At 69.0% G+C, this 19,198-nt stretch carries 15 protein-coding genes and 1 pseudogene; 3 read left to right on the plus strand and 13 right to left on the minus strand.

Annotation, left to right across the window (positions count from 1 at the left end; genetic code table 11):
• Position 1: 1 nt before the first annotated feature.
• From CLV01_RS00905 to CLV01_RS00945, 9 genes and pseudogenes are all read right to left on the minus strand, one after another.
• On the minus strand, positions 2-328 hold the full coding sequence (locus CLV01_RS00905) for an aromatic ring-opening dioxygenase subunit LigA (RefSeq protein WP_099732573.1): 327 nt from the start codon (positions 326-328) through the stop codon (positions 2-4).
• Positions 329-350: 22 nt separating this feature from the next.
• Positions 351-1,346, minus strand: a pseudogene (locus tag CLV01_RS00910) (tripartite tricarboxylate transporter substrate binding protein); the annotation flags it as partial.
• 42 nt (positions 1,347-1,388) lie between these two features.
• A complete protein-coding gene (gene hpaE / locus CLV01_RS00915; protein WP_099732572.1) occupies positions 1,389-2,846 on the minus strand; it encodes a 5-carboxymethyl-2-hydroxymuconate semialdehyde dehydrogenase in 1,458 nt (485 codons plus the stop codon).
• Positions 2,847-2,874: 28 nt separating this feature from the next.
• Positions 2,875-3,636 carry a fumarylacetoacetate hydrolase family protein gene (locus CLV01_RS00920; RefSeq protein WP_099732571.1) on the minus strand — a complete coding sequence of 254 codons (762 nt, stop codon included), beginning with the start codon at positions 3,634-3,636 and terminating at the stop codon, positions 2,875-2,877.
• Positions 3,633-4,313 carry a fumarylacetoacetate hydrolase family protein gene (locus CLV01_RS00925; protein ID WP_099732570.1) on the minus strand — a complete coding sequence of 227 codons (681 nt, stop codon included), beginning with the start codon at positions 4,311-4,313 and terminating at the stop codon, positions 3,633-3,635. Before CLV01_RS00925 ends, CLV01_RS00920 begins: the two co-directional genes overlap by 4 nt.
• A 162-nt stretch (positions 4,314-4,475) precedes the next feature.
• Positions 4,476-8,147 (minus strand): IPTL-CTERM sorting domain-containing protein, encoded by a 3,672-nt coding sequence (locus CLV01_RS00930; protein ID WP_257221164.1) that lies wholly within the window; start codon positions 8,145-8,147, stop codon positions 4,476-4,478.
• Between the two features lie 209 nt (positions 8,148-8,356).
• Entirely contained in the window at positions 8,357-8,779 is a 423-nt protein-coding gene (locus CLV01_RS00935) for a universal stress protein (protein WP_012202049.1), read from the minus strand.
• Between the two features lie 63 nt (positions 8,780-8,842).
• Positions 8,843-9,742 (minus strand): metallophosphoesterase, encoded by a 900-nt coding sequence (locus CLV01_RS00940; protein ID WP_099732569.1) that lies wholly within the window; start codon positions 9,740-9,742, stop codon positions 8,843-8,845.
• A 48-nt stretch (positions 9,743-9,790) separates the two neighbouring features.
• Complete coding sequence (locus CLV01_RS00945; protein ID WP_013800015.1) at positions 9,791-10,750, minus strand: LysR family transcriptional regulator; 960 nt, start codon at positions 10,748-10,750, stop codon at positions 9,791-9,793.
• A 141-nt stretch (positions 10,751-10,891) separates the two neighbouring features.
• On the opposite strand from CLV01_RS00945, the gene CLV01_RS00950 reads away from it, so the two are divergent.
• Complete coding sequence (locus tag CLV01_RS00950; protein WP_047472899.1) at positions 10,892-11,311, plus strand: hypothetical protein; 420 nt, start codon at positions 10,892-10,894, stop codon at positions 11,309-11,311.
• Between the two features lie 292 nt (positions 11,312-11,603).
• Here the strand turns inward: CLV01_RS00950 and CLV01_RS00955 are convergent, their stop codons facing one another.
• From CLV01_RS00955 to CLV01_RS00960, 3 genes are all read right to left on the minus strand, one after another.
• A complete protein-coding gene (locus CLV01_RS00955; RefSeq protein ID WP_063327825.1) occupies positions 11,604-13,469 on the minus strand; it encodes a phosphoenolpyruvate carboxykinase (GTP) in 1,866 nt (621 codons plus the stop codon).
• A 325-nt stretch (positions 13,470-13,794) separates the two neighbouring features.
• Complete coding sequence (locus CLV01_RS29025) at positions 13,795-13,944, minus strand: hypothetical protein (protein WP_013800017.1); 150 nt, start codon at positions 13,942-13,944, stop codon at positions 13,795-13,797.
• Positions 13,945-14,050: 106 nt separating this feature from the next.
• Positions 14,051-15,250: a threonine ammonia-lyase gene (locus tag CLV01_RS00960; protein WP_034397582.1), complete on the minus strand. Its 1,200-nt coding sequence runs from the start codon at positions 15,248-15,250 to the stop codon at positions 14,051-14,053.
• A gap of 135 nt (positions 15,251-15,385) precedes the next feature.
• Between CLV01_RS00960 and CLV01_RS00965 the strand changes: the two genes are divergently transcribed.
• A complete protein-coding gene (locus tag CLV01_RS00965; RefSeq protein ID WP_097205508.1) occupies positions 15,386-16,414 on the plus strand; it encodes a helix-turn-helix transcriptional regulator in 1,029 nt (342 codons plus the stop codon).
• Between the two features lie 114 nt (positions 16,415-16,528).
• Complete coding sequence (locus CLV01_RS00970; protein ID WP_099732568.1) at positions 16,529-17,641, plus strand: siderophore-interacting protein; 1,113 nt, start codon at positions 16,529-16,531, stop codon at positions 17,639-17,641.
• A 21-nt stretch (positions 17,642-17,662) separates the two neighbouring features.
• On the opposite strand, the gene CLV01_RS00975 is transcribed toward CLV01_RS00970, so the two are convergent.
• Complete coding sequence (locus tag CLV01_RS00975; RefSeq protein WP_099732567.1) at positions 17,663-19,183, minus strand: class I adenylate-forming enzyme family protein; 1,521 nt, start codon at positions 19,181-19,183, stop codon at positions 17,663-17,665.
• Positions 19,184-19,198: the final 15 nt, after the last annotated feature.

Genomic DNA, 19,198 nt, shown 5'->3' on the forward strand with positions numbered 1-19,198 from the left:
CTCAAACTCCTGCGATCTTTTCGTTGGTGGCTGTCGTCATCGCGTAGACGCCCGCGCGCACCGGTCCGTGCTTTTGCACGCCTTCGCGCATGGCCTGCAGGTAGTCGGCCCAGGGCATGCCCAGCAGCGGCGCGAAGTGCATCAGCAGCTGGCCGTTGCAGCCCAGCACGTAGAGCTTGCCGATGTCGCCCTGGAACATGGCTTCGTACTCCTCGGGCTCCAGCGCGTACTCGGCCAGCAGCGCGGCGCGGTCCTCGGCAAAGCGCCGCTGCACCTCGGGCTCGCGGTTGAGCTGGAACAGGAATTTCTGCATGGTGTACAGGCTCATGGCGTCTCCCGGTGGTCCAGCCTCAACCCAGCGTGATGTTGGCGCGACGGATGATGGCTTCGTACTTGGCGATTTCGCTGGTGACGAAGGCTGCGAACTGCTGCGCCGTGCCGGCCTGCGAGACGATGCCGCCGCGCGCGAAGGCGTCCACCACGGCGGGCTCGGCCAGGGCCTTGACCACGGCGGCGTTGATGCGCTGCACCAGCGCATCGGGCGTGGCGCCGGGTGCCAGCAGACCCTGCCAGGAGTTGGATTCCAGCGCCACGCCCTGCTCGGCCAGCGTGGGCACCTGGGGAGCGAACTGCGAGCGCTGGCGCGTGGCCATGCCCAGTGCCACCAGCTTGCCGCTTTGCACATGGCCGCGGAACTCGGGCCAGTTGCCGAACATCACGTCCACCTGGCCGCCCAGCAGGTCGGCCAGCGCCGGGCCCTGGCCCTTGTAGGGGATGTGGACCATCTCGATGCCCATCTCCTGGCACAGCAGCGCGCCCGACAGATGGGCCGAGGTGCCGTTGCCGAACGAGGCATAGCTGAGCTCGCCGGGCCTGGCCTTGGCGCGGCTGCGCAGATCGGCCAGCGTCTTCAGTCCGCTGCCCGGGTGGGTGGCCAGCACATGCTCGGACAGGCCCATCAGCGCCACGGGCTTGAGGTCGCGCGTGGTGTCGTAGGGCAGGTTCTTCACCAGCGTCTTGTTGGCCGTGAAGCTGTTGGCCACGCACACCAGGGTGTAGCCGTCGGCCGGCTGCTTGGACACATAGTCCACGCCGATCACCGTGCCCGCGCCGGGCTTGTTCTCCACGATCACAGGCTGGCCCAGGGACTTGCCCAGCTCGGTGCCCACCAGGCGCGCCACCAGGTCGGTGGTGCCGCCCGGCGTGAAGGGCACGATGATGCGCAGCGGCTTTGCGGGCCAGGTGCCGGCCGGGCTACCGGGCTGGGCCTGGGAAAGGCCCGGGAGCATCAGCGCTGCGGCCGTGGTGGCTGCGGTGGATTGCAGGAAATGGCGGCGTTGCATGTCTTGTCTCCTCGGTTCTCTTTGTCGTTGTCGCTGGTCGCCCGTTCAGACGCCCCAGTGCGGAATATGGTGCGAGCCCAGCGAGACGGCCACGTTCTTGGGCTCGCAGAAGACCTCGTAGCTCCAGCTGCCGCCCTCGCGGCCCGTGCCCGAGGCCTTGGTGCCGCCGAAGGGTTGGCGCAGGTCACGCACGTTCTGGCTGTTGACGAAGCACATGCCGGCCTCGATGGCGGCGGCCACGCGGTGGGCGCGGCCCACGCTCTCGGTCCAGACGTAGCTGGACAGGCCGTACTGGATATCGTTGGCCAGGCGCACGGCCTCGGCCTCGTCGCTGAAGGGGATGATGCAGGCCACGGGGCCGAAGATCTCGTCCTGGGCGATCTGCATGCGGTTGTCCACATCGGCAAACACCGTGGGCAGCACGTAGTTGCCCTTGCGCACGCGCTCGGGCAGCACGGGCGCATCGAGCCCGCCGCACAGCATGCTGGCGCCTTCCTTCTGGCCCAGTTCGATGTAGTGGCGCACCTTGGCCAGGTGGCTGGCGCTGATCATGGGGCCGACGATGGTGGACTCGTCCAGCGGATCGCCCACGGTGATCTTCCTGGCGCGCTCCACGAAGCGCTCGACGAATTTCGCATAGATGCCCTTTTGCACCAGTATGCGGCTGCCGGCCGTGCAGCGCTCGCCGTTGTTGGAGAAGATCATGAACACGGCTGCATCCAGCGCGCGCTCGAAGTCGGCGTCGTCAAAGATCACGAAGGGGCTCTTGCCGCCCAGCTCCATGCTGAACTTCTTGAGGCCGGCGGCCTGCACGATGCGGTTGCCGGTCTGGGTCGAGCCCGTGAACGAGACTGCGCGCACATCGCGGTGGCGCACCAGGGGCTCGCCCGCGTCCTTGCCGTAGCCGTGCACCAGGTTGAGCACGCCGGGCGGAATGCCCGCTTCCAGCGCCAGCTCGCCCAGGCGCGCGGCCGTCATGGGCGACAGCTCGCTCATCTTGAGCACGGCCGTGTTGCCGAAGGCCAGGCAGGGCGCCACCTTCCAGGTAGCCGTCATGAAGGGCACGTTCCAGGGCGAGATCAGCGCGCACACGCCCACGGGGTGGAACAGGGTGTAGTTCAGGTGCGTGGGCGTGGGATAGGTGTGGCCGTCCACGCGCGTGCACATCTCGGCAAAGTAGTAGAAGTTGTCGGCCGCGCGCGGCACCAGCTGCTTGCCCGTCTGGGCGATGACCTGGCCGCAGTCGTTGGTCTCGGTCTGCGCGATCTCGGGCACATGGCGGGCGATCAGGTCGCCCAGCTTGCGCACGAGCTTGGCGCGTTCGGTGGCGGGCGTGTTGGCCCATTTCGGGAAGGCGTTCTTCGCGGCGGCGACGGCGGCCTGCACCTCGGCCTCGCCGCCAGCGGCGACCTCGGCCAGCACCTCCTGGGTGGCGGGGTTGACGGTCTCGAAGTAGTCCTTGCCGGCGACGGCCTTGCCGTCGATCAGGTGGTCAATGCGCATGGGGATTCCTTGGCGTGTGCGATGGGTTTCAGGAGGCGGCCGGCGCGTCGCCGACGATGGTGTTGACCAGGCGGCCCAGGCCTTCGATCTCGGTGACGATCTCGTCGCCCACGCGGGAGTCGGCCACGCCGTCGGGCGTGCCGGTGAGGATGAGATCGCCGGGGTTCAGCGTCATGAAGCCCGACAGGTGGGCGATCAGCGAGGGGATGTCATGCACCATGTCGCGCGTGCTGCCGTCCTGCTTGAGCTCGCCGTTGACCCAGCTGCGCAGGCGCAGGTTCATGGGGTCGGGCACATCGGCCGCATCGACGAACCATGGGCCCACGGGCGTGGCGCCGTCGCGGTTCTTCACGCGCAGGTTGGGCCGGTAGAAGTTCTCCAGGTAGTCGCGTATGGCGTAGTCGTTGGCCGTGCAGTAGCCGGCGACCACGCCGTAGGCGTCTTCGCGGCGCACGTTGCGGCAGGTCTTGCCTATGACCACGCCCAGCTCGCACTCGAAGTGCATGTAGGCCACGTCGGCGGGCCGGTACGTGTGGCCGTGGTGGCCGTTCAGCGTGTTCGGGCCCTTGAGGAAGACCAGCGGTTCCTCGGGCGCCTTGTTGAAGGCGATTTCCTTGGCATGGTCCGCATAGTTCAGGCCCAGCGCGAAGACCGTGCCGAACTGCAGCGGCGGCAGCCACTGCACGGCGGTCTCCGCCACCAGGCGGCCATCGGGCAACTGCACCTGCCCGTGCGGGCCTTTGGTGACCTGCAGGGTCTGTCCTTCGAAGATGACGCGTCCGTGCTTCATGCTGCTGCTCCCTGTTCTGCCACCACCGAATGCGTGAGCCGGCCCAGGCCGGGCACCTCGATGACCACGCGGTCCCCGGGCCGCGCCAGCGGCGCGCCTTCGCCCGGGCCCAGCAGCAGCACGTCGCCGGGCGACAGCGTCATGAATTCGGTCACGTCGGCCAGCAGCCTTGCGGGCGAGCGCACCAGGTCGGCAAAACCGCGCTGCCAGACCTGTTCACCATTGATGGACACCGTGAGCGTGGCCGCCTGTGCGTCAAAGCCTGTGCCGCGAACGAGGGCGCCCAGCGGGCAGAAACCGTCGCGGCAGCGCTGGCGGATGGCGGGGCGGTAGTAGTTCTCGTGCGGCAGCGTGAGGTCGCTGGCGATCAGCCAGCCGGCCACATGGTCCATAGCCGTTGCTTCGCTGGCGCGCGTGGCGCTGCGGCCGATCACCAGGCCGATGCTGGCATCGACGCGGACCTCGCCGGGATCGGCCGGCACGGCCACCGATGCGCCGTCGCGTGCCCAGGTGTTGCGTGGCTTGAGGTAGAGCACGGGGGCGCGCGGAGCGGCCTTGTAGGGCGCGCTGTCGAACTGCGGCGACAGGCGCTGCACGGTGGCCTGCTGGTTGAGCAGCGTGCCGTAGACCGTGCCCAGCGCAAGGCCGTCATCCAGGAGAAAGGGCTGAATCTGCATGGTGTGAATTTAGTTAACGTGGTAATTATTGTTTTTGCAACAAGCCCCGTCAACACGGTGGATTCAGGGTTTTCCCAGGCCGCAGCAAAAAGCCCCTGCGCGGCGAACCGTGCAGGGGCTTGAAGGGGCACCGGGCGCTGCCGGTGCTGGCGGGGGCTGGCGTCAGCCGCGGCGGCGGCGCAGTGCGGCCATGCCGCCCAGGGCCAGCGCCAGCAGCGCCTGGGCCAGTGTGGACAGGCCGGGCACGGGGGTGGCCGTGGCGCCGGGCGGCAGGGCCGCAGGCGCGGCCACCGCCACGGGGTCCACGATGACGCCGTTGACGGTCAGGTCGCTGTCTCCCGTCTGCCCGTCGGTGATGTCGAAGCTCACCGAGCGGCGGTCGGGTGCGAAGCGGTAGGCCGAGGCGCTCAGCTCATACCAGTGCGCCGTGGGCGTGGCGGCCGTGGGGCCGTACTTCCAGAGCGTGGCCTGGGCGGGCGCGGCTTCAGGCAGGTCCATGCGGATGGTGGCCATGGAGCCCGGCGTGCCGCCCATGAGCACGAAGCTCAGGCTGCCGTAGGGCAGACGCAGGTTGCCCGGCAGCGGGCTTTGCGAGGGCGCGGGCTGAAAGCCTGCCGAGTTCGAGGCGAACTGCCACTGGTCTGCACCCACATTGCCCGTGCCGTTGCTGACACCCGCCGTGTTGCTGCCCGTGCCGATCTGCGTGCCGATGGGCACGGGCTTGCTCAGGGCCAGCACAGCCGGCGCGCTGGCCGTGCCCGATGCCGGCAGGTTGACCGCATGCACGCGGTAGCTCACGGCAGGGTCCAGGCCGGTGAAGGACAGCGTGGCGGCCGTGCCGGCTGTGGTGCTGACCGTGTTGCTGGCAGGGGCTGGCAGGCCGGCGGCATCCAGGCCGGCCATGACCTGTTCCCAGCTGGGGACGGGCGCATTGGCGGGCAGGGCCACGGCGCGCAGGCTGCCGCCCACGCTGGGCGTGGCCTGGACCGCGGCCGATGTCTGGTCCACGGCCTGGGCGGACAGGGCCACGGTGGACAGCGCCGGCACCGCCAGGCTGTCCAGGCGCGCCTTTTTCCAGGCGGCATAGGGCAGGTCCTTGGCCACGGTGCCATCGCCGTAGAAATCGGCATCGCCGCAGTCGCTGATGATGTCCACGCTGCCGCCTGCGTCCAGGCTGGCCGGCATGGCGCCTATGCCTTCGGCCGAGCAGGCGGTATTGGGCACGGTGATGGCGGCCAGTTCGGCAGCGCGCGGGCGCAGGTTCAGGGCCAGGCCTGCGCGGTTCACGCGGCCATCCCAGGAGTAGAGCTGGAAGTTGCGCGGCGCGGTGCCCGTGGCGCTGGCCGAGGGGCCTGCAATGATCAGGTACTCGCCGGCCGCGTTCTTGCGGATTTCGCGGATGCCGCGGCCGCCCAGGTCCAGGCGAATCGGCTGGCCCATGGTCGCGCTGCCCTTGCTGCCGCCATCGGCCGCAGGCAGGGCCGCGAAGTTGGTCACGGGCACGATCAGCGCATGCGTGCGGCCCGTGGCGTCGTCGGCCGTGACGGCGGGCGCGCCCGGCGCCGGCACCAGCGGCGCGCGAAAGCCCAGCCAGGCGGCGCCGTTGTCGGGGCTGGTGGACATGCCTTCGATGGAAAAGCCGCTCATCGTCTCGGCCTCGGGCGCCTTGGTGGCGCCGCCGTCCGAGCTGGCCACCAGGCCCAGGTAGTTGGCGGCAAGGCCGTCATGCGCGGCCGCGTCCCAGCTGCGCAGGTCCTCGCGCAGCCAGCGGTAGTAGCCACTGGCGGTCAGCGCCGTGGAGGCGCCGGAGCCGGTCACATCCATCGCCGCCAGGCGCCAGCGGTCGGTGCGCGACTTGCCGCTCTTGTTGTTGGAGTGCGAGCCCGCCACGTACACGCGGCTGTCCAGGGCAAAGCTGGCCTCGATGTCCATTTCCTCGTCGCTCTTGCAGCTGTCCAGGCCCGTGAGGCCGGGGGCGGTGCAGGCGGCGGCATCGGCCAGGCCCAGAGCGGTCCTGTCCAGCATCAGCGGCTTGATGGGCAGCCCGCCGGCCGGGCCATAGGCCGAGAAGGAGTTGCCGGCCGGCAGCGCATTGCCCGAGGCATCCTGGGCGGGCGCCTCGTCGTCGCCCACCAGCATGGTGGCGGCATCGATGACGATGGCCGTCGATGCGTCCGAGCGCCCGGCCAGCCAGCGCGGGCTGGTGTTGGCCGCGGTGTTGGCCGAGGCCGCGTACTTGATGGTGCGGCTGACGGAGGCGCCCCCCGCGTTGGTCAGCGTGACGGTGATGTCGGCATAGCCCACGCCGGTGGGCGTGATCCTGAGCACGGCGTTGCCGGCCTGGTTGGACGCGGCCAGGCCGGCGTCGGCCACCACCGCCTGGTTGCTCGAACGCGCAGTGACCTGTACGCCGCCAGCGCCCCCCGCATCCTGCACCGTGAAGCCGATGCCTGCCGAGGCCAGCGGGTCGTTGGCGTCGCCGACCACGCCGGAAAACGCGGTCAGTTCGGGCAGCGAGGCCGTCGGCGGGGCCGAGGCCATGAAAGGCACGCTCACTGCAGCCGTGCTCCCGCCGAGGCCGTTGACGGCGCGCACGCGCAGCGTATAGCTGCCGGGCTGCAGGCCTTCCAGCGCCTGGCTGTTGCCCAGGGCCACGGCCGTGGAGGCTACCGATGCAAAGCTGTCCTGCGACAGCTCCACCACGTAGTAGGCGGCGCCCGGCACGGCGTCCCAGGCGGCCGTCACGCGGTTGCCGGCCGGGGTGGCCGCCAGGTTGGAGGGGGCGGCGGGCACGGTCGCCGGCACGGTCTCCAGCGGAGCCCAGGCCACGCCATAGAACACGCCGTCCTGCGGCGCGGCGATGGACTCGGCCGTGCCCGACAGCGTGCCGGCGTAGCCGCCGTGATCGAAGGCGCGGTACAGGCGGCCCGTGGTGTCGGTGGCCATCAGCATCACATTGCCGCCGCCGGTATCGAAGGCGGCCAGGCCGTGGACCTTGGACAGGCCGGCAATGGAGCCTGCGGGCTGCCAGCTGGTGCCGTCCATCGAGAGGCGGAATTTCCGGATGGCGCCGGTATCGTTGTCCGCCACGTAGACGGTGTTCGCCAGGGCGGGGCCGCCATCGAGTTGCAGGAAGGCGATGCCGCGGTAGGTGGAGGGCGTCAGGCCCGCCAGGGGCAGGGCCGTCTGGATGCCCGTGGTCGGCAAATTCGTGCCGATCTGGTTGAGCGAGCCGCCGTTGATGGCGGCGATCAACTGGCCGCCGGCGACCGCCAGGCCCTGGACATTGCTGCTGTTCAGTTGGGAGATGCCCGTGCCGTCGGCAGCCACGTGCCAGACGCCATTGTTGGCCGTGGCCGTGCCCTTGCCGCTGGCCCAGACGGCGCCGCAGTCGCTGCTGGCTGCCCCGCGGATGGTGTCCTTGCTGAAGGCCGTGGTGCCAAGCGGGCGCAGGCTTTTCACGTCGGAGTCGAATCCCACCACGGCCACGGCGCGCTGGGCCGCCGCTGCCGTGACGCCGTTGGGCTCGGTGCCGCCGGTGGCCACGGCATAGCCGGGAACCACCAGACACAGGCCATTGTCCGAGCGGTTGAGCAGGCCTTCCGAGCCCTTGCTGCTGGCCGTCAGCGGCGTTGCACCGCCTGACAGCGGCAGCGATTGGACCAGGGTGCCGTCCACGCGGTACTCGTCCAGGTACACAGGCAGGGCGCCCGTGCCGGTGCCCACGCGGTAGGCCACCAGGTTGCCCGGGGTGAAGGGCGCGGACCATGCAGCGCCACACAGGGCCAGGCAGGCCGTTGCAATCGCCTTGTGCCGCCAATCCAAAGTATCCATGCGCATGCTCACCATCCCCTGTGTGACAAATCGCGCGACTGTAAAAGGCGGCTGTGACAGCCCGGTGACGGCAGGCCATGCACGATGGTGGCAAGCTGCCATGCAAAAAAAGACGGCTCCCGCGGGGAGCCGTCTTTGGTTCATTGCGCCGTGAAGCCTGCGCTTTGCTTTTTCTGGTTATGGGCGCCGCATGTCCACGGTGCAGCGGATCAGCGGATCAGCAGCACCGGCACCTGGCTGCCGGCCAGCACCTGGGTGCTGACCGAGCCCATGACCAGGCGGCCCAGCGCGCCATGGCCATGCGTGCCCATGACCAGCAGGTCGAACTTGCCTTCCTCGGCGGCCTTGATGATGGAGTCGGCGACCGGGCCCACCTTGCTCAGGCGCGTGGCCTGCACGCCGTGTTCGGCCAGGTAGCTGCACACGGGGTCCAGCACCTTGGTCGATTCCTCGGCGTAGTACTCGTCCACCACCTCCTTGCCCAGGGCGGCGCGCGCGCGGGCCGGCAGCTGGGGCTGGACGGTGATGGCGCTGTAGCTGTGGGCGGAGCCCAGGATCTCGGGGTGCGAGGTCAGGTAGGCCAGCATCTTCTGGGTGTAGGGGCTGCCATCGACTGCGAGCAGGATGTTCATGAAAGTCCTCCTTTGGTATGGCCCAAGACTAAGCCCAAGCCGGGATGGAGTGCTTGATCCAGGTCAAGCGCGGACCGGCGCATCTGCCACCTCTGCCGCCCCTGCGGTCATGTGCACCGGCAACTCGATGGTAGAGCGCGGGAAAAAGCCCTCCTGCTCGCCCTTGCGTGCATAGCCCAGCGGGTTGGCCACCACGCGGCAGCGCCAGGCGCTGCCATCGTCGCGCAGGCCCTCGGCCACATAGTCGCTGGGCGAATGCAGGTGGCCGTGCAGCCACAGATCGGCAAAGGGCAGCAGATCGTCGAGCACATTGCAAAAGCCGGCCGTGCCGGGCACCAGGCCATAGCGCGGATCGGCGCTGCGCAGGCTGGGCGCGAAATGCGTGACGGCCACCGTGGGGCCGTCGAAAGGCCGGGCCAGCGCCTGGCGCAGCCATTGCTGGCAGACCAGCGACTGCTCGCGCATGGGCTCGGCCAGAAAGGGCTCGCCGCCGCGCGTGCCGCCGGTCTTGTGCAGGTAGAAGTTGGCGGCGCGGAAGGCCTTCTCGCGCAGCTTGAGCAGCCGGGTCAGGTCGCTCACGCCTTCGTGCATGGACATGGCGTCGTAGTCGCTCCACAGCGTGGTGCCCACGAAGCGCACGCCGCCCAGCACGGCGGTCTCGCGCTCCAGCCAGACCATGCCCATGCGCTCGCAGGCGGCGCGCAGGCGGGCATGGGCGGCGTCGAAGTCCTGCATGTCGTACTCATGGTTCCCCGGCACGAAGATCACGGGACAGGGCCAGCCCGCGTACTGGGGCAGGGGAGAGAAACGCTCCAGCCCGAAGTGCTCGCCTTGCAGCAGGCTGCCGCTTTGGTAGGAGCCTATGTCGCCGGCAAGCACCAGCACGTCGGCATCGGGTGCGGGCTCGGCGATGAAATGCGGATGGGCCTCGAGGTGCAGGTCGGACAGCAGCTGGATCTTCATGCGGCCAAGTGTAGAACCTGCGCTGGCGCGCGCCCCCGCAACACGCTCTCAGGTGTGCGGGAAGGTGGCCTCGGCCGAGCGCGTGAGCGTGCGCAGCAGCCATTCATAGGCCTGCGGGTGCTGGCCGCGCCGGCGCCACAGCGCGTCCACATGCACGGGCTGCACGTCGAAGGGCAGCTCGCGCAGCACCAGCTTGTCGGCCATGCCGGTCACGGGCACGAAGTGGCGCGGCAGGATGGTCAGCAGGTTGGAGTTCATGACCACGCGCCCGGCCGTGAAGAACTGGTTGACGGTGAGCACCACCTGGCGCGTGCGGCCCAGCGAAGCCAGGGCCTCGTCGATGAAACCGAAGGAGCGGCCCGAGAAGCTCACCAGCATGTGGCGCGCCGCGCAGTAGTTGTCCAGCGTCAGCGGCACATCGGCCAGCGGATGGCCCTGGCGCATCACGCACAGGTACTCGCCTTCGTACAGGCGCCGGCTGTCGAAGGCCACCAGGGCGCCCGACTGCGCGCGCGCCGTCAGGTCGGCCAGCGCGGCGGGGAAGTAGCCCACGGCCATGTCGGCCTCGCCGGCCTCCAGCAGGCCGCGCGGGTCGCGCGTGGTCAGCGGCAGCACGCGGATGCCCACGCCGGGCGCCTCGCGCTCCAGCAGGCTGAACATGGGCGGGATCAGCGTGGCCGCCGTGGCGTCGGCCATGGCCAGCACAAAGGTGGCGGTGGCGGTGGAAGGATGGAATTCGCCTGGCGTCAGCGTGTCCTGCAGCTGCTGCAGCGCCTCGCGGATCACGGGCCACAGCGCCAGCGCGCGCGGCGTGGGCTCCACGCCCTGGCCCTGGCGCACCAGGAGCTCGTCGCCCAGCGCCTCGCGCAGGCGGCGCAGGGCGTTGCTCACGGCCGGCTGGGTGATGGCCAGCTTGTGGGCCGCCCGCGTCAGGCTGCGCTCTGCCATCACCTCGTCAAAGACGCGCAGCAGGTTCAGATCCAGTGTGCGGAAGTTCAGGGCAGACATGGCGGCGGGCGCTGAGTCATCACTGGCGTGAATGCTACAGATTCAAGATATAAATTTGAAGAGCTCTAGGGTAAACCCTATAGTTACACCTAGTCGCCCGCCACGCCGTCAAAAGCGGCTATTTAACTGGGTTTATCTGCCATGAGCAACTTCATTTACAACTCCTACTGTGTCGAGCACCCTGGTGTGGTGCATGTCTATCAAGCCGCCGATGACCGCAAGAGCGCTGCCAAGCGTTTCTCCGGCAAGCGTGGCGCCAGCGCCCTGCTGCTCGCTGCCCTGGTGGCCGCGCTGATGGTGGTGGTCAACGAGGTCGCCCACAACTGGACCGACGGCCACATGCTGGGCGCCTGGGTGGTGCTGTGGGTTGCCGCCTTCATGGGCCTGGCCCTGTTCTCCGCTCCCGCCCGCCGCGCTGCCATGATGGCCCGCGCCGGCTACCGCGCCTGGACCGAGAGCCGCCAGCAGGCCGCTGCCGACGAGCGCATCTGGAATGCCGCCCTGCAGGACGCCCGTCTGATGGCCGATCTGGCCCGCGCCATGGATCGTCAAGGCAACTGATCTCTGCCTGGGGCGCCTTTCGGTGCTCCTCCAAAAAAGCCGCTGCCCACAAGGCGCGGCTTTTTTGTTGTCTGGGGGGCGTCGTTGAAACGCCACAAAAAAGCCTCGCACTGCGAGGCTTTTTCCATGGGTCGAGAGCTACTCAGGGATTCATTGTTCTGTGCATCTTCCACAGTCCATGAAACTGGCGCTGCTCAAAGCAAGGGGCACCGAGGAAGGGCCGCCCCGCACCGAGGGTGCCGTCCCCCCGCGAAGCGAGAGGGGGAAGCGGCGTAGCCGCTCAGGGGGAGCTTTATGTCCCCAGGCGCTTTTCCAGTTCGGCCTTGGTCACCAGCAGCTCCTGGGGCAGCTTGTGGGCCAGCTTGTCGAAGTGCTCGGTGTGCAGCTGCATTTCCTCGGCCCAGGCGGCCTTGTCGATGCTGGTCACGCTGGCGAACTGGTCGGCGGAGAAGTCCAGGCCGGTCCAGTTGATCTCGGCGTACTGGGGCGCAATGCCGAAGGCGGTCTGCTCGCCCTGGGCCTGGCCTTCGAGGCGGTCGATCATCCACTTCAGGACACGCATGTTCTCGCCGTAGCCGGGCCAGACGAACTTGCCATCGGCGTTCTTGCGGAACCAGTTGGTGGTGAAGATCTTGGGCAGGACGGCGCCCTGGCCTTCGATCTTGGCGCCCAGCGTGAGCCAGTGCTGGAAGTAGTCGCTCATGTTGTAGCCGGCAAACGGCAGCATGGCGAAGGGGTCGCGGCGCACCACGCCCTGGGCGCCGAAGGCGGCGGCCGTGGTTTCCGAACCCATGGTGGCGGCCATGTAGACGCCTTCGGTCCAGTTGCGGGCCTCGGTCACCAGCGGCACGGTGGTGGAGCGGCGGCCGCCGAAAATGATGGCGTCGATCTTCACGCCCTTGGGATCGTCCCAGGCTTCGTCCAGCGCGGGGTTGTTGGTCGCGGCCACGGTGAAGCGGGCGTTGGGGTGGGCGGCCTTGGCGCCGGTTTCGCGGGCGATCTGGGGCGTCCAGTCCTTGCCTTGCCAGTCGATCAGGTGATCGGGCTGCTTGCCGGTGTCCTTGTCCATGCCTTCCCACCACACGTCGTTGTCATCGGTCAGCGCGACGTTCGTGAAGATCACGTTCTTGTCGAGGCTGGCCATGCAGTTGGGGTTGGTGTGGTAGTTCGTGCCCGGAGCCACGCCGAAGTAGCCGGCTTCGGGGTTGATGGCGCGCAGCGAGCCGTCGGCCTGGGGCTTGATCCAGGCGATGTCGTCGCCGATGGTGGTGACCTTCCAGCCTTCGAAGACCTTGGGCGGCACCAGCATGGAGAAGTTGGTCTTGCCGCAGGCGCTGGGGAAGGCCGCAGCCACGTGGTACTTCTTGCCCTGGGGGTTGGTCACGCCCAGGATGAGCATGTGCTCGGCCAGCCAGCCCTGGTCGCGGCCCATGGTGGAGGCGATGCGCAGCGCAAAGCACTTCTTGCCCAGCAGGGCGTTGCCGCCGTAGCCCGAGCCATAGCTCCAGATTTCGCGCGTCTCGGGGTAGTGGACGATGTACTTGGTCTTGTTGCAGGGCCAGCTGGTCTGGTCCTTCTCGCCTTCGGCCAGGGGCGCGCCCACGGTGTGCACGCAGGGAACGAACTCGCCTTCGACGCCGATCACGTCATACACGGCACGGCCCATGCGGGTCATGATCTTCATGTTGACGGCCACATAGGCGCTGTCGGACAGCTCCACGCCCACGTGGGCGATGGGCGAGCCCAGGGGGCCCATGGAGAAAGGCACCACATACATGGTGCGGCCGGCCATGCAGCCGTCGAACAGCGGCTGCAGCGTGGCGCGCATCTCGTTCGGGGCCATCCAGTTGTTGGTCGGGCCTGCGTCTTCCTTGTTGGCCGAGCAGATGTAGGTGCGGTCCTCGACGCGCGCCACGTCGGACGGGTCGGACCAGGCCAGGTAGCTGCCGGGGCGCTTGACGGGATCGAGCTTCTTGAAGGTGCCGGCATCGACGAGCTGCTGGCACAGCTGCTCGTACTCTTCCTGGGAGCCGTCGCACCAGTGGATCCGGGCGGGCTTGCACAGTGCGGCCATCTCGGCCACCCAGGCGATCAGTCGGCTGTTCTTGACGTAGGCAGGGGCCTGGATGTTCAGGCCTTGCATGACGGGTGCGTTCATCGCGGAGCTTCCTTCAATTGAAAAAACCAGTTTTTCAAAGGGGACGCGCCTGTTGCCGCACCAACTTTGAGAAACGGGCTCTTGTTCAGTCGGCGCGCGAAGGAAGCTCTTCTCGGGGCGGCGAGGCGGCGCTGGCGGAAGCTGGCGGCGCACCGGCTGGGGATTCGATTCTAGGGAGCGGTCACGAATTTGTCAGCAAACGAATGGCAAAAACTATGCATTCTGTGCATTGAAATATGCAAGATGCTCTGTCTGTTTGCCTATGCAATAGGCAAACAAAAAGCCCCGCAAAGCGGGGCTCGGAGCAGGGGGCGAAGGGGCCGTATCAGGCCATGTTGACGGCGATGAAGGCCAGCAGAAACATCATCACGGCACCTGCCAGGGGCAGGATGACGGGCATATAGGGGACGATGGCCTCGGTGGCGTCTTCGGGGGGCGACTGCTCGCCGTGGTTCGCTGCGGGATCATGCGACATGCAAAAGCTCCTGGCTGCCAATGGGGATGCCCCATTCTAGGCAGGCCTGCCCGCCCGCGCCTTCGGGGAAAGCCATGACACAAGGGGCCAGGGGCCTGCTAGGGCTCTAGACGGCGTTGACCTGCATGCCTTCGGCCTGCAGGGCAGCGATGACCTCTTCGATGTGGGCCTTGTTGCGGGTCTGCAGCACCAGCTCGATTTCCACGCTCTGCGCGGCCAGCATGGTGAAGGCGCGCTGGTGGTGGACTTCCTCGATATTGGCGCCCGCCGCCGCCACCGTGGCCGTGATGCGCGCCAGCACGCCGGGCACGTCGCGCGCGCTGACCTTGATGCGCGCCAGCCGCCCGGAGCGCACCATGCCGCGCCCGATGATGGCCGCCAGCAGCAGCGGGTCGATGTTGCCGCCCGACAGGATCAGCCCCACCTTCTTGCCCGCGAAGTGCTGCGGATGGCGCAGCAGCGCGGCCAGGCCCGCGGCGCCCGCACCCTCGACCAGGGTCTTCTCGATCTCCAGCAGCATGAGCACGGCCTGCTCGATGTCGCCTTCGTCGACCAGCAGCATGTCGTCCACCAGGCGCGATACGACTTCCTGCGTGATCGCGCCGGGCTGGGTGACGGCAATGCCCTCGGCGATGGTCGAGGTGCCCATCGGCAGCCCGGCCTGGCGCACGGCATTGAACATGGACGGAAAGCGCTGGGTCTGCACGCCGATGATCTCGATGTCCGGGTTCAGCCCCTTGGCCGCCGTGGCCACGCCCGCGATCAGGCCGCCGCCGCCGATGGCCACGATGAGCTGGTCCAGGTCGGGCTGCTCGGCCAGCATCTCCAGCGCCAGCGTGCCCTGGCCCGCCGCGATCTGCTCGTCGTCATAGGGGTGGACGAAGCACAGGCCCTGCTGCTCGGCCAGCGTGTAGGCGTGCTGGCGCGCCTCGGCCAGGGAGTCGCCGTGCAGCACGATCTCGGCGCCGAAGCCGCGCGTGCGCTCCACCTTCACCCCCGGCGTGAAGCGCGGCATGACGATGACGGCACGCACGCCCAGGCGCTGCGCGTGGTAGGCCACGCCCTGGGCATGGTTGCCGGCGCTCATGGCGACCACGCCGCGTGCGCGCTCCTCGGGCGAGAGCTGGGCCAGCTTGTTGAGGGCGCCGCGTTCCTTGAACGAGGCCGTGAACTGCAGGTTCTCGAACTTGAGGTAGACCTGCGCTCCCGTGATCTGGGACAGCGTGCGCGATTCCACGCAGGGCGTTTCGAGCACGGCGCCGCGCAGGCGGTCGGCGGCGTTCTGGATGTCTTGGAGGCTGAGCATCACGCATTGTGGCGCACGGCGGCCCGGGCGCGCGGCAGGGCACGCCATGGATTCCCCGCAGAAAGCGCCGCACCGGCGCGATCCATAAAATGAGAATCATTCTTGTCTTTGGGGCGCACACCGCTCCGGCTGGCCATGGCTCTTTCCTCTGTCCAAACACCTGCACGCCCTCCGCGCTGGCTGGGGCGGGGCACGCTGCGTGCCTGCGACTTCAGCGGTCCCGACTACCGCATCCTCGACGCCGAGGTCACGGCCGAGGACGCGCTGCTGGCCGGGCACCTGCAGTCCTGGCAGGTCCAGCCCGGCCTGTGGCTGCATGGCGTGGAGGCGCGCGACCTGCGCACCATGAGCACGCGTTCGCCGGCCGTGCCGGGGCTGCACCTGGTCGTGCTGCTGGAGGGCTGCGTGGACGTGGCCTTCGGCAGCCAGGGCCTGCAGATGCAGGTGGCGCCCGCCAGCCCGGCCGGTGCCCATGTGCAGGCCTGCGGCGCCGTCATCCATTCGCGGCCCGGCGACATGTTCATGCGGCATTGGCGGCGCGGCAAGTTCGAGCGCAAGCTCAGCATCACCGTTCAGCCGCAATGGTTTGCCGCCCAGGCCCTGCCCATGGTCGCGCCACCGCTGCTGCGGCACTGGATGGAGCAGCAGTTGCTGGCCATACAGCCCTGGCAGCCATCGCCGCGCGCCGTGGCGGTGGCCGAGCAGATCATCCAGCTGGCGCGCGAAGGCTCTGCCCCCCTGCTGCTGGCCAGCCGCGCGCTGGAGCTGGTGCACGAGGCCGTGCAGGCGCTGGACGCGCCCGAGCCCGATCCGGCGCAGACCGTGCCGGGCGTGCTGGGCGTGCGCGAACACCGGCGCATGGCGCGCCTCAAGGCCTTGCTGGACAGCGGCGGCGACGGCTGCCGCCCGCTGGCCGAGATCGCGCGCGAGGTCGGCCTGAGCGCCAGCGCCCTGCAGCGCCAGTTCCGCCTGGCCTACGGATCGAGCATCGACGGGTACCGGCGCGAGCAGCGGCTGGAACGCGCCTGGGCCGCGCTGGAGCAGACGGGCTGCAGCGTCTCCGAGGTCGCGCATGCGGCCGGCTATTCCAGCGCCGCCAATTTCTCCACGGCCTTCAAGCGCCGCTTCGGCATCTCTCCCAAGCTGGTGCGCGCCAGGCTCTGAGGGCCTGATGGGCTTATGGGCTTATGGGCGCGCTGCGCAAACGTCGGCGGGGCTGGCGCAAACCCCGCGGGCGCCGCGCGATGCTGCAATCACCGAACGAAAGGACATCCGTCAATGACACAGCTGCAGGCACGCACTTCGGTGCGCATGGACAGGGCCGAGGAGGCCATCGCCGCCATCGTCGGGCACATGCAGGAGCACGACATCACCGTGCGCCGCGAAGGCGCGCGCTGGGTGGCCGACTACGAAGGTGGCCGGGGCCAGCTGTGGCTGGAGGGCCGGCAGGTCCATGCCGAGGTGGCGGCACCCGGCGTGGAGCTGCTGCAGGACATGAAGCTCATGCTGGCCCACCTGCTGCTGGAGGCCACGGGCGCCGCCGACGGCTCCCTGGCCTGGGAGGGTGACGGCGCCGCGCTGCAGCGCCCGCCGGCCTTCCGCGAGCTGCGGGTGCTGGCCGTGCGCGATCTCACGCCGCACATGCGCCGCGTGCGCTTTGCCTGTGACGACATGGCGCGCTATGCGCAGGACACCAACATCCACGTCAAGCTGCTGTTTCCGCAGCCGGGCGTGACCGAGCCCGAATGGCCCACGCTGTCGGCCAGCGGCCTGCTGCGCCTGCCCGAGGGCGACATGCGCCTCGACATGCGCACGTACACCATGCGTGCGATGGGTGTGGCCCAAGACGGCGCCAACGGATGGATCGACGTGGATTTCGTGCTGCACGAGGACGCCGGCCCCGGGTCCGCCTGGGCCGCGCGCGCCCAGCCGGGCCAGCGCATCGGCATGACCGGCCCCGGCGGGCGCACGGCCACCCCGGCCGACTGGATGCTGCTGGCCGGCGACGACACCGGCCTGCCGGCCATGCTGCGCATTGCGGCCGCCCTGCCGGCGCACACGCGCGGCCATGTGTTTGCCGAAGTCCAGGGTCCGCAGGACGAGCAGCCCGTGCAGGCGCCCGAAGGTCTGCAATGGCACTGGCTGCACCGGGGCGCTGCCGAGGCCGGCACCACCACGCTGCTGATCGACGCGCTGCGCGCCGTGCGCTGGCCGGATGCGTTGGCCGGTCATCCACCCAGCCGCTTCGTCTGGGCCGCTGGCGAGTTCGACACCGCCCAGGCCGTGCGCCAGTGGGCGCGCGAGGAGCGCGGGCTGGAAAAGCACGAGCAGCTGGTCGTGGCCTATTGGCGGCGCGGCATGAGCGAGTCGGATTTCAAGGCCGCGAAGTAGGCCACGCAGGAGGCCGGCGCCTCAGGTGGCGCTGCGCTCCTGACGCAGCAGAAACTTCTGCAGCTTGCCAGTGGGCGTGCGCGGCAGGCTGGCCGCAAAGACGAATTCACGCGGGATCTTGTAGCGCGCCAGCCTGTCGGCCAGGAACTGCTGCAGTGCCTCGGCCTGCGGCGCGGCCTCGCCGCGCGGCACCACGTGGGCGACGACGGTCTCGCCCCATTCGGCGTGGGGCCGGCCCACGACGGCGACATCGGCGATCTGGGGATGGGCCGACAGCGCGTCCTCCACCTCCTTGGAATACACGTTCTCGCCACCCGTGATGACCATGTCCTTGGTCCGGTCCACGATGAAGAGGTAGCCCGCGTCGTCCAGGCGCGCAAGATCGCCCGTGCGGTACCAGCCGCCCGGTGCGAAGGCGGCAGCCGTGGCCTGGGCGTCGTGCAGATAGCCGTCCATCACGCTGCCGGTGCGCAGCCAGATCTCGCCGGTGTCGCCGGGGCCGGCATCCTCGCCGTTGTCGCGCACCACGCGCATGTCCACGCCGGGCAGGGCCACGCGGCCGATGGAGCCGGCCCGCTCCACCTGCTCCTCGGGGTAGAGCGTGGTGCCCGTGGGGCCGGTCTCGGTCATGCCGTAGACCTGGTAGAAGCGGTCGCTGCGGTAGGCCGTGGCCAGCTTGTGTGCCATCTCGGCACCGATGGGGCCGCCGCCGTAGACCCAGGCGCGCACGCTGCTCAGGTCGTAGCGGGCAAAGTCGGGCAGCATCTGCAGCGGCGCAAAGTAGGAGACGGGGGCGCCGAAGTACAGCGTCACGCCCTCGTCCTGCACGGCCTGCAGGAAATGCTGCGGGTGGTATTCGCGCAGCAGCACCACGGTGCCCCCCATGTACAGCGTGCCGCCAAACCAGTTGTTGAGCGGTGAGGAGTGCCAGATGGGCATGGCCATCAGCGTGCGTTCCTCGCGCGTGATGGACAGGCCCAGCGCGGCCGTGATCGCCGCCAGCGTGACGGCGCGGTGGCTCAGCAGGCAGCCCTTGGGCCGGCCCGTGGTGCCCGAGGTGTAGAGCACCTGGGCGATGTCGCCATCGGCGGGCCGCGTGCCTTCCATGGGCCTGGCGGCTGCCACCAGCGTGTCCCAGTCCTGGACACCCGTGACTGCCTCTTGCGCCTCGGTCACAAGGCGGGCGCAGGGGTGCTGCGCGGCGGCGACCACGGGCGCGAGTGCGGCGTCAAACACCAGGGCCTTGCACTGCGCGTGGTCGAGGATGTACTGCAGCTCGGGCGCCTGCAGCTTGTGGTTGACGGGCACCAGCGCGGCGCCCAGGCGCCAGGCGCCGAACAGGGCTTCGACAAAGCCCGGCGTGTTCAGGCACATCAGGGCCACGGTATCGCCCCGGCCCACGCCCTGGGCCTGGAGCACGGCGGCCGCGCGCTGCGAGCGCCGCTGCATGTCGGCATAGCTGATGGAGGCGCCGCGGTCGCGCAGAAAGGCCTTGGCGGGCGTCTTGCGCACGGCGCTGTCGAAGGCGTCGAGCAGGTTCATGTCTTGTCTCCTTGT

The organism is Delftia sp. 60, from assembly GCF_002754395.1.
GTDB classification, from domain to species: Bacteria; Pseudomonadota; Gammaproteobacteria; order Burkholderiales; family Burkholderiaceae_C; genus Comamonas; species Comamonas acidovorans.